The 10,934-nt window shown below is 62.2% G+C and carries 9 protein-coding genes; 5 read left to right on the forward strand and 4 right to left on the reverse strand.

Translation table 11 applies throughout. The features are described 5' to 3' along the window. Nucleotides 1-62 precede the first annotated feature (62 nt). Both sulA and lexA read right to left on the reverse strand, forming a co-directional pair. The gene (sulA, locus tag EL191_RS08310; protein WP_017361522.1) at nucleotides 63-536 is read right to left on the reverse strand and encodes an SOS-induced cell division inhibitor SulA; all 474 of its coding nucleotides are present in this window, start codon (nucleotides 534-536) and stop codon (nucleotides 63-65) included. Between the two features lie 9 nt (nucleotides 537-545). Continuing rightward, nucleotides 546-1,160 carry a transcriptional repressor LexA gene (gene lexA, locus EL191_RS08315; RefSeq protein WP_013714775.1) on the reverse strand — a complete coding sequence of 205 codons (615 nt, stop codon included), beginning with the start codon at nucleotides 1,158-1,160 and terminating at the stop codon, nucleotides 546-548. Between the two features lie 227 nt (nucleotides 1,161-1,387). Here lexA and EL191_RS08320 point away from each other — a divergent pair, with 227 nt between their 5' ends. Genes EL191_RS08320 through nagZ form a run of 3 tightly spaced genes read left to right on the forward strand, consistent with a single transcriptional unit; the run spans nucleotide 1,388 to nucleotide 3,682 of the window. Next, nucleotides 1,388-2,095 carry a TetR/AcrR family transcriptional regulator gene (locus EL191_RS08320; protein ID WP_013714776.1) on the forward strand — a complete coding sequence of 236 codons (708 nt, stop codon included), beginning with the start codon at nucleotides 1,388-1,390 and terminating at the stop codon, nucleotides 2,093-2,095. A gap of 49 nt (nucleotides 2,096-2,144) precedes the next feature. After that, entirely contained in the window at nucleotides 2,145-2,672 is a 528-nt protein-coding gene (locus EL191_RS08325; protein WP_041977992.1) for a L,D-transpeptidase, read from the forward strand. Between the two features lie 11 nt (nucleotides 2,673-2,683). Further along, the gene (gene nagZ / locus EL191_RS08330; protein WP_017361520.1) at nucleotides 2,684-3,682 is read left to right on the forward strand and encodes a beta-N-acetylhexosaminidase; all 999 of its coding nucleotides are present in this window, start codon (nucleotides 2,684-2,686) and stop codon (nucleotides 3,680-3,682) included. Between the two features lie 51 nt (nucleotides 3,683-3,733). Here the strand turns inward: nagZ and EL191_RS08335 are convergent, their stop codons facing one another. Together EL191_RS08335 and mfd are read right to left on the reverse strand one after the other, a co-directional pair. Then, nucleotides 3,734-4,258, reverse strand: coding sequence for a CsiV family protein (locus tag EL191_RS08335; protein WP_017361519.1), 525 nt, complete (start codon nucleotides 4,256-4,258; stop codon nucleotides 3,734-3,736). An 11-nt stretch (nucleotides 4,259-4,269) separates the two neighbouring features. After that, nucleotides 4,270-7,707 carry a transcription-repair coupling factor gene (gene mfd, locus EL191_RS08340; RefSeq protein WP_041977995.1) on the reverse strand — a complete coding sequence of 1,146 codons (3,438 nt, stop codon included), beginning with the start codon at nucleotides 7,705-7,707 and terminating at the stop codon, nucleotides 4,270-4,272. Nucleotides 7,708-7,838: 131 nt separating this feature from the next. On the opposite strand from mfd, the gene EL191_RS08345 reads away from it, so the two are divergent. Together EL191_RS08345 and EL191_RS08350 are read left to right on the forward strand one after the other, a co-directional pair. After that, nucleotides 7,839-9,305, forward strand: coding sequence for a glyceraldehyde-3-phosphate dehydrogenase (locus EL191_RS08345; protein WP_017361517.1), 1,467 nt, complete (start codon nucleotides 7,839-7,841; stop codon nucleotides 9,303-9,305). A gap of 288 nt (nucleotides 9,306-9,593) precedes the next feature. Then, nucleotides 9,594-10,931, forward strand: a complete 1,338-nt coding sequence (locus EL191_RS08350) for a Na(+)-translocating NADH-quinone reductase subunit A (protein WP_017361516.1) — start codon at nucleotides 9,594-9,596, stop codon at nucleotides 10,929-10,931. Nucleotides 10,932-10,934 lie beyond the last annotated feature (3 nt).

Raw genomic sequence — 10,934 nt, forward strand, 5'->3', positions numbered from 1 at the left:
GTCGCTACGCCACAATGAAAACGGGGCTCCAATGGAGCCCCGTTTTCATTGGCGAGAATGGTTCAGCCCAGGCTGATATTCAGACTCTGCGCGCTACCGGTATTGGCTGCCTGTGCCAGGCGTTGGCGAGTGCTGCGCTCGACTGGGTGTAGCCAACTGATGACGGTGTGGCTGCGGCCCAGTTTGAGTGCTTCCTCGGCCAGCTCCAGGGCACTTTGCCCGTGCCGCGGTTGTAGCAGCAGGATGCGTTCGCGATTGAGCCCGGCTTCACGCAGCCAGCTCTGTGTGAGACTGGCGGGTGGCGCTACCAGGGTCAGCCAACGTGCATCCTGATTCTGGCTCAGTTCGCGCAGGATCGGTGCCAGTAAGTGCAGGCAGTGGCCGGCTGCGCCGCGCAAAGCCAATTCACTGAATGCCTGATCATCCTCGCCATTGGCGATATTGTCAGGAGCCAGTGGCTGCTCGCTCGACGCGCCGGCAAGGAAGGCGTCGAAAAGGGGGAGTTGTGGGCGCTCGAACGACTGCTGCATTTGCATGGCGTTTCCTCAGCGGCGGATTACACCGACGCTCAAACCTTCGATGACCAGATCCTGGTGCTCCAGGTCCACTTCGATCGGGGCGAATTCAGGATTCTCGGCAATCAGCCAGACCTTGTTGCCCTCGCGCTTGAAGCGCTTGACCGTCACCTCATCGTCGATACGGGCAACGACAATCTGGCCGTTGCGTGCTTCGCGGGTGGTATGAACGGCGAGCAGGTCACCATCGAAAATACCGATGTCCTTCATGCTCATGCCGCGCACGCGCAGCAGATAGTCGGCCTTGGGCTGAAAGAATGCCGGGTTGATCTGGCAGGATTCCTCGACATGCTGCTGTGCGAGGATCGGGGCGCCGGCTGCGACACGGCCGATCACCGGCAGGCCCTCGTCCTCGTTCGCTGCGCCCGCCTCGAAGCCGGGAATACGAATACCGCGCGACGCGCCAGGGGTCATCTCGATGGCGCCCTTGCGGGCAAGGGCCTTGAGGTGCTCTTCTGCGGCGTTGGGTGATTTGAACCCCAATTCCTGGGCTATTTCCGCGCGGGTGGGCGGGTAGCCGTTGTCTTCCAGGCAGCGTTTGATGAAGGCGAGAATCTCGGCTTGGCGTGGCGTCAGTTTCAGCATGGCGGGGCTCTGTCTTTTTATACAGTGACTGGGATTATATACAGTAAGAAGGGCTTGGCAACGATCTATTTGCAGGCGCCGGTTTTTGGCTTGTTACCCTCTTTGGCTAATCTGCGTCTCTGCTTGTTGTAAGCTGTGACCCGCCGGACAAAAGACGGCTCATGCGGCTTGACAATGGAGTGGACTGAAACGTATGTTTCAAACAAGTGTTTGTCAGGTGATAACTCATGGCTCAGTCGGAAACCGTTGAACGCATTCTCGATGCTGCGGAACAGCTGTTCGCGGAAAAAGGCTTCGCCGAGACCTCGCTGCGTCTGATCACCAGCAAGGCCGGGGTAAACCTGGCTGCCGTCAATTACCACTTCGGTTCCAAGAAGGCACTGATCCAGGCGGTCTTCTCACGCTTCCTCGGGCCATTCTGCGCCAGCCTGGAAAAGGAGCTCGATCGCCGTCAGGCCAAGTCCGACACTCAGGTTTCCCTGGAAGAGTTGCTCGAGCTGCTGGTCGAGCAGGCGCTGGCGGTCAAGCCGCGCAGTGGCAACGACCTGTCCATCTTCATGCGTCTGCTGGGCCTGGCCTTCAGTCAGAGTCAGGGGCACCTGCGCAAGTACCTCGAAGAGGTGTACGGCAAGGTATTCCGCCGCTACATGCTGCTGGTGCATGACGCCGCACCGCGTATTCCCCCGCTTGAGCTGTTCTGGCGCGTGCACTTCATGCTTGGCGCTGCCGCGTTCAGCATGTCGGGCATCAAAGCCTTGCGTGCGATGTCCGAAACCGACTTCGGGGTCAATACCTCGATCGAGCAGGTGATGCGCATGATGGTGCCGTTCCTGGCTGCGGGCATGCGCTCGGAAACCGGGATCAACGATCCGGCGTTGGCCAGTGCGCAGCTCAAGCCGCGTAGCAAGACGCCGAGCGCCGCGCCCAAGGTCTGACAGCTCAGCAGGTGGGCTTGGCTTCGCCCTTCGGCTAAGCTAGCGGCCCATGCCCGATCTCGATTTACTCCACATCTCCATTGCCGACCAGTTGCTCTATGGCTTTAGTGACGGGCAGCTGGTAGTGCGCTTGTCCGTATCCACTGCACGTAACGGCGCGGGCGAGCGCAATGGCTCGGGCTGTACGCCGCGAGGGTTGCATCAGGTTTGCGTAAAGGTCGGCGCCGGTTTGCCATTGGCAGCCGTGTTGCGCGGCCGTCGTTGGACGGGCGAAGTGTGGTCGTCGCAGTTGCACGAGCAGTTCCCCGGTCGTGACTGGATTCTCACCCGCATTCTCTGGTTAAGTGGTCTCGAACCGGGGCGTAACCGCATGGGAGAAGTGGATACCTTCCGTCGCTATATCTACCTGCATGGCACGCCGGATACGGAACCCATGGGCGAGCCGTTGTCCCATGGCTGCATTCGTTTGCGTAACACCGACATGCTGGCGCTCTTTGATCGCGTGCCGCTGAACTGCAAGGTACGCATCGGCGAGGCTTCGTGCCCGCAGTGGGCTGCAAACCAGGATTTCAAATAAGGAATACGTTCATGCAAGGCTCTTTGATGATGGACATCGCCGGTACCTGGCTGACTGCCGAGGATCGCCAGATGCTGCGCCAGCCCGAGGTGGGTGGTCTGATCATTTTTGCCCGCAACATCGAGTCGCCGCGCCAGGTACGTGAGCTATGCCAGAGCATTCGCGCCGTGCGGCCGGATCTGCTGCTGGCGGTGGATCAGGAGGGTGGGCGTGTGCAGCGCCTGCGCCAGGGCTTTCTGCGTTTGCCGGCGATGCGTGCGATTGCAGATAACCACAACGCTGAAGAACTGGCCGAGCATTGCGGTTGGCTGATGGCGACCGAAGTATTGGCGGTTGGGCTGGATCTGAGCTTCGCCCCGGTACTGGATCTCGACCACCAGCGTAGTGCGGTGGTCGGCAGCCGCGCCTTCGAGGGCGATGCGCAGCGCGCCACGACGCTGGCTGCCGCGTTCATTCGCGGCATGCACCAGGCGGGCATGGCCGCGACCGGCAAGCACTTCCCCGGGCATGGCTGGGCCGAGGCGGACTCTCACGTAGCCATTCCGGTCGACGAGCGCAGCCTCGATGAGATTCGCGCCTGCGACATGCAGCCGTTCAAGCGCCTGGCTGGCGAGCTCGATGCGGTGATGCCGGCGCACGTGATCTATCTGCAGGTCGATGAGCAGCCGGCGGGTTTCTCTCGTCGCTGGCTGCAGGACATTCTGCGCGGCGAGTTGGGCTTCGACGGCGTGATTTTCAGTGACGACCTGTCGATGGCCGGTGCGCACGTGGTCGGTGATGCCGGCAAGCGTATCGAGGCGGCGCTCACGGCCGGCTGTGACATGGGCTTGGTGTGCAATGACCGGGGCTCGGCTGAGCTGGCCCTCAGCGCATTGCAGCGCTTGCAGGTCACGCCAGCCGAGCGTTTGCAACGCATGCGCGGGCGTGGTCACGCCTGCACCGATTACCGCCAGGTGCCACGCTGGTCGGTGGCTGTGGCAGCGCTCAGAGCCGCGCAACTGATTGACTGAGGGGCGGGGCTTCTGCGGGAAGGCTGCGTGCGGCCTTGTTAAACGGCCCGCTTAAAGCGGGCTGATGCGTACCAGGGCTCCCAGGCTGCCGTGATCCAGATAGGTCAGGCTGTTGTCCTTCAAGCGCTGGGCGACTTTCATGTGTTCGCTGCTTTCCAGTAAGCCGTCGGCGCTGAAGCGATTGATCCACAATTCCAGATCCAGATCGGCGAAACGATCCTGGGTGAAGGCGAGAGTGCCTTCGACCGGGTAGTGGCCGAGGTGCGCCTCGCCACTGCTGACTGCGACGCGACTCGGTGTGGTGCTCAGCGTCTGGCTCCAGGCCTTGTGCAGCAGGACCTGATAGCCGTTGCCCGGATTGAGTTTGGCGGCTTCATTATCGAGGCTGGTGGGGCGCTCGTTGCCGGCGATCGGCAGTGCGGTGCCTGCCCAGTCGTCCGGCGCGATCTTTGGCGCGATGACAGCATCCCCAGCCTGGCGGAATACCAGCAGTTCAACCTGGTACAGGCGTTCGGCGAAGGCGCTCGGTGCGAGCAGGCAGAGCAGCAGGGCGATCAGGTGCAGTGGGCGCATCATGTGAGAGTCCTTCAGGTGGTGGGCGCGAGGCGCTCGAACAGGGCTTCCAGGGTGTTGAAGCGCTCTTCCGCGCGCTCCATGGGCACCTGGATCTTGAAGACGGTGGCGCCTTCGAATTTGTAGCGTTTCGGTTGGGCCTGGATCAGCTTTATCAGCGTCAGTGGGTCGACGCAGGTTTCTGCGGCGAACTCGATGCGGCCGCCTTGTGGGCCGGCGTCGACCTTGGTGATGCCGAGCTTTTCTGCCTGCAGCTTGAGCAGGGTCAGGCGCATCAGGTGCTTGGTCGGCTCTGGTAGCAGGCCGAAGCGGTCGATCATCTCCACCTGCAGCTCCTTCAAGCCATCCTCGTCGGTAGCCGAGGCGATGCGCTTGTAGAGGATCAGGCGGGCATGCACGTCGGGCAGGTAGTCCTCGGGGATCAGCGCCGGCACGCGCAGGTTGATCTCCGGGCCACCACCCAGCGGTTGGTCAAGGTTGGGTTGTTCGCCTTTCTGGATAGCCTTGACCGCGCGCTCGAGCATTTCCATGTACAGGGTGAAGCCGACGGCCTGAATCTGCCCGCTCTGGCCGTCGCCGAGTAGTTCGCCAGCGCCACGGATTTCCAGATCGTGCGTGGCGAGGATGAAGCCGGCGCCGAGATCCTGCGCGCCGGCGATGGCTTCCAGACGCTTCTGGGCGTCTTCGGTCATGCTCTTGCGTGGCGGCGTGAGCAGATAGGCGTAGGCCTGGTGGTGGCTACGACCGACGCGGCCGCGCAACTGGTGCAGCTGGGCCAGGCCGAATTTGTCGGCGCGCTCGATGATGATGGTGTTGGCGCTGGGTACGTCGATGCCGGTCTCGATGATGGTCGAGGCCACCAGCACGTTGAAGCGCTTGTGGTAGAAGTCGCTCATCACCTGTTCGAGATCGCGTTCGCGCATCTGCCCGTGACCGATGCCAATGCGTGCCTCGGGCACCAGTTCGGCCAGATCGGCGGCGCATTTCTCGATGGTCTTCACGTCGTTGTGCAGGTAGTACACCTGGCCGCCGCGCAGCAGCTCGCGCAGCAGCGCTTCCTTGATGGTCGGCTTGTTTTCCTCCATCACGAAGGTGCGTACCGACAGGCGCCGCGCGGGCGGCGTGGCGATGATCGACAGGTCGCGCATGCCGGCCACGGCCATGTTCAGGGTGCGCGGGATCGGCGTGGCGGTGAGGGTGAGGATATCCACCTCGCTGCGCAGCGCCTTGAGCTGTTCCTTCTGGCGCACGCCGAAACGGTGTTCTTCGTCGATGATCACCAGGCCCAGGTTGTGGAATTTTACATCGTCCTGCAACAGCTTGTGCGTGCCGATGACGATGTCCACCTTGCCTTCGGCCAGCTGCTGCACGGCGCCTTCGACTTCCTTGGCGCTCTTGAAGCGGCTCATCACCTCGACCTTCACCGGCCAGTCGGCGAAGCGGTCGCGGAAGCTGTTGTAGTGCTGCTGGGCGAGCAGGGTGGTGGGCACCAGTACGGCCACCTGCTTGCCGCTGTGCACGGCGATGAAGGCGGCGCGCATGGCCACTTCGGTCTTGCCGAAGCCGACGTCGCCGCAGACCAGGCGATCCATCGGCTTGCCGGCGAGCATGTCGTTGCGCACGGCGTCGATGGCGGTCTGTTGATCCGGGGTTTCCTCGAAGGGGAAGCCGGCGCTGAAGGTGGCATAGTCCACGGCCGGGTCCTGGAAGGCGAAACCTTCGCGGGCGGCGCGGCGGGCGTAGATGTCGAGCAGTTCGGCGGCGACGTCGCGTACCTGTTCGGCGGCCTTGCGCTTGGCCTTTTGCCAGACTTCCGAGCCGAGCCGGTGCAGTGGGGCCAGGGCATCGTCGCTGCCGCTGTAGCGGGCGATCAGGTGCAGGCTGGCCACAGGCACGTAGAGCTTGGCGTCGTCGGCGTACTGCAGGGCGAGGAATTCGGCAGCCTGGCCGTCGAATTCCATGGTTACCAGGCCCAGGTAGCGGCCGACGCCGTGATCGATATGCACCACCGGCGCACCTTCGCGCAGCTCGGTGAGGTTCTTGATCACGTTGTCGCCGCCTTCGCGGCCTTTCTCGCGACGGCGGCGCTGCATCACGCGCTGGCCGAACAGCGGGTTTTCCGGGATCAGTGCCAGCTCGTCGAGCAGCAGGCCCTCATCCAGCGGCGCGATGCAGATGTTCAGGCGTTCGGCACTTTCGACGAAGGCAGGCCAGCCGTTGACCTCCTTCGGCTTGAGCTTGAGGCGGGCGAGCAGTTCCAGCAGCACTTCGCGGCGACCGGCCGACTCGGCGCAGAACAGCACGCGGCCCTGATATTCCTCGATGAAGCGGCGCAGCGCCGCCAGCGGCTCGCCGGCCTTGGCCTGGATGGCCAGGTCGGGCAGGGCGCGGGCGTCGAAGCGGGTCTGACCGACGCCGGGTTCGATATCGTCCTGGTTGACCACCACGCGCGGCCAGTTCTTCAGGCGCGCGAAGCATTCGTCTACCGGCAGGAAGATGTCGGCCGGCGGCAGCAGCGGGCGTTCCGGGTCGACGCGGCGGTCTTCATAGCGGTTGCGCGCATCCAGCCAGAACTGCTCGGCGGCTTTCTCGATACCCGGCAGGGAGAACACCTGGGTGTCGCTCGGAAGGTAGTCGAACAGGGTGCCGGTTTCTTCGAAGAACAGCGGCAGGTAGTACTCGATGCCAGCCGGGGTGATGCCGGACGAGAGATCCTGATAGATCGGGCAACGGCGAAAATCCACGTCGAAACGCTCGCGAAAGCGCCCGCGGAAATCGGTGACGGCTTTCTTCTCCAGTGGGAATTCGCGCGCCGGCAGCAGGCGGATCGACTCGACCTTGTCCACCGAGCGTTGGTTTTCCGGGTCGAAGGTGCGCAGGGTTTCGATCTCGTCATCGAACAGGTCGATGCGGTAGGGCGTGTCGCTGCCCATCGGGAAGAGGTCGATCAGCGCGCCGCGCACGGCGAATTCACCGTGCTCGTACACCGTATCTACGCAGCGGTAGCCGGCGGCCTCAAGGCGCGTGCGCATCTGCTCCACATCCAGCTTCTGGCCGACATCCAGCACCAGGCTGCTACCCAGTAGGAAGCGCTTCGGCGCCAGGCGGTGTAGGGCAGTGGCGATCGGCACTACGAGAATGCCGCGGCTCAGTTGCGGTAGCCGATACAGAGCGGCGATACGCTGGGAGATGATGTCCTGGTGCGGCGAGAATACGTCGTAGGGCAGGGTTTCCCAGTCGGGGAAATGCAGCACCGGCAGGTCCGGGGCGAAGAAGGCCAGTTCTTCCTGCAGGCGCTCGGCGCTCTGGCTGCCCTCGGTCAATACCAGGGTGAAACGCCCGGCATTGCTGGCCGCTTCGGCTATCGCCAGAGAGAGGGCGGCGCCGGGCAGATTGCCCCATTGCTGTTTGCCGGCGCTGGCCGGCAGAGACGGAAGACGCAGTACGGACACGGGCGGCTCACGATCATTACGAAGGGCCGGGAATTGTAGCGGGGCTTGCTGGTCAATGTCAGTCACGACAGGCGCGCATTGCTCCCACGAGCGCACGCCGTCATAATGTAGCCCCTTTTTTCAGCCCCTACATGTGGAAGGTACTGCCCGTGACTCAGAAGCCCGACCAGTGTCTCGGTGAATGGATCGATCGTGAAGCCCTCGCGGAAGCGATGATTCCGCTGATTGGTCAGCTCTATCGCAACAACAATGTGGTGACCTCGATCTACGGTCGTGGCCTGATCAATCGTTCGGTCATCGACATCCTCAAGGCTCACCGTTTCGCCCGTCACCGCCTGGCTGAAGAAGCCGAGCTGTCGGTGCACGACACCTTCCCCATGCTCAAGGCCATGAGCGAGCTCAAGCTGGGCGCCGCTTCCGTGGACCTGGGCAAGCTGGTTGCCAAGTTCAAGGCCGAAGGCGCTGGTCGTGGCGTCGAGCAGTTCGTCAAGGACGAGCTGGCCGATGTGGTCGGCAAGCAGAACGGTTCGGCCCGTGAAGGCACCGATGTGGTGCTGTATGGCTTCGGTCGTATCGGCCGCCTGCTGGCGCGCATCCTGATCGAGAAGACCGGTGGCGGTGACGGCCTGCGTCTGCGTGCCATCGTCGTGCGCAAGGGCGCCAGCAATGACCTGGTCAAGCGTGCCAGTCTGCTGCGTCGTGACTCGGTGCACGGCAAGTTCAACGGCACCATCACCATCGATGAAGAGAACAACACCCTGACGGCCAACGGCAACCTGATCCAGGTGATCTACGCCAAGGACCCGAAGGAAGTCGACTACACCCAGTACGGCATCAAGAACGCACTGCTGGTGGACAATACCGGTGTATGGCGTGACGCCGAGGGTCTGGGGCAGCATCTGACCTGCCCGGGTGTCGATCGCGTGGTTCTCACTGCGCCTGGCAAGGGCGCGCTGAAGAACATCGTGCATGGCATCAACCACGGCGAAATCACCGCCGAGGACAAGATCATCTCCGCTGCTTCCTGCACCACCAACGCCATCGTGCCGGTGCTCAAGGCGGTCAATGATCAGTACGGCATCGTCAACGGTCACGTCGAGACCGTTCACTCCTACACCAACGACCAGAACCTGATCGACAACTTCCATAAAGGCAGTCGTCGTGGTCGCAGCGCCGCGCTGAACATGGTCATCACCGAAACCGGCGCGGCTACCGCTGCTGCCAAAGCGCTGCCAGTGCTCAAGGGCAAGCTGACCGGCAACGCCATTCGTGTGCCGACGCCGAACGTGTCGATGGCCATCCTCAACCTGAACCTGGAAAAGGCCACCACCCGCGAAGAGATCAATGAGTACCTGCGCCAGATGGCCATGCACTCGGATCTGCAGAAGCAGATCGATTTCGTCAGCTCGCAGGAAGTGGTATCGACCGACTTCGTCGGTTCGCGCCACGCGGGTGTGGTCGATGCCGAAGCCACCATCGCCAACGATAACCGCGTCGTGCTGTACGTCTGGTACGACAACGAGTTCGGTTACAGCTGTCAGGTGGTGCGCGTGATGGAAGACATGGCGGGGGTCAACCCGCCGGCTTTTCCGCGCTGATAGCCGGATAGCGTAAAAAGGAACGGGAGCCTCGGCTCCCGTTTTTTATGCGCAAGAATTGATGCAAATCAGCGCCGGGATTGTTGCGCCCTGTTACCGAAAAGCCAAAAAAAGCAAGCGCTTGGGTGGTCAGTGCGGGGGGGCGTCTTTATAATCGAGCAGATTTTTTACCCAGGTTTGGCGCCGTCCTCCATGCCCATATCGTATCGGCGTGGTTGGGTCTATTAGACTTTTGATTGCGCCGCCTGTCCTATAAAAAGCTTTCTAAATCAGTGGTTAGGCAAACCTATGATCAAACTAAAGCATGGGCTCGATTTGCCCATAACGGGTGCGCCGGCACAGCGTATCGAGGCCGCCAGGCCCGTGCGCAGTGTCGCCGTCATCGGCTTCGACTATCACGGGATGAAGCCGACGATGGAAGTGCAGGTCGGTGATCGGGTCAAGCTCGGTCAATTGCTGTTTACCGACAAGAAGACACCCGGCGTGCGCTACACCGCCCCCGCTGCTGGCGTGATCAGCGCCATTCACCGTGGCGAAAAGCGTGTTCTGCAGTCCGTGGTCATCGATATCGATGGCGACGAGCAGGAGACCTTCGCCCAGTACGATGCCGGCCAGCTCGAAGCGCTGAGTGACGAGCAGGTTCGCGAAAACCTGCAGCAGTCCGGCCTTTGGACCGCTCTGCGTACGCGTCCGTTTAGCAAAGTGCCGGCGCTCGATGCCGTGCCCAGCTCGATCTTCGTCACCGCCATCGATACGCACCCGCTCGCTGCCGATCCGGCGGTGATCATCGCTGAACATGCCGCTGATTTCGAAAATGGCCTGAAGGTTCTCGGCAACCTGGCCAAGGTGTTCCTGTGCAAGGCCGATGGCGCCAACCTGCCTGGCGAAAAGCTGGCCAAGGTGCAGAGCGAGGCCTTCTCCGGTCCGCATCCGGCCGGTCTGGCAGGCACTCACATTCACTTCCTCGATCCGGTCAGTACCAGCAAGAGCGTCTGGCAGATCGGTTATCAGGACGTGATTGCCGTTGGCAAACTGTTCACCACCGGTCAACTGTTCGTCGAGCGCGTGGTCGCCCTCGGTGGTCCGGTTGCCGAACAGCCGCGTCTGCTGCGCACCCGTCTGGGCGCCAGCCTGGAAGAACTCACTGCTGGTGAACTCAAGCCCGGCTTCAATCGGGTGATTTCCGGTTCGGTGTTCGGCGGTCGTACCGCGCAGGGCGCTTTCGCCTTCCTCGGTCGTTACCACAACCAGGTGTCCTGCCTGAGCGAAGGTAACGAGCGCGAGATGATGCACTACCTGCGTGCCGGCGTTAACAAGCACTCGGTACTGAACATCTTCGTCTCCAAGCTGGCCGGCGCCAAGCTGTTCAACTTCACCACCACCACCAACGGCAGCCCGCGTGCCATGGTGCCAGTAGGCAACTACGAGGCGGTGATGCCGCTGGATATCCTGCCGACTCAACTGCTGCGCTACCTGATCGTCGGTGACACCGAGATGGCCCAGAAGCTGGGTTGCCTGGAACTCGACGAAGAAGACCTGGCGCTGTGCACCTATGTCTGTGCCGGCAAGTATGAATATGGCCCGATCCTGCGGGACAACCTCACCCGCATCGAGAAGGAGGGTTAATCC

The organism is Pseudomonas mendocina, from assembly GCF_900636545.1.
Taxonomy (GTDB): domain Bacteria; phylum Pseudomonadota; class Gammaproteobacteria; order Pseudomonadales; family Pseudomonadaceae; genus Aquipseudomonas; species Aquipseudomonas mendocina.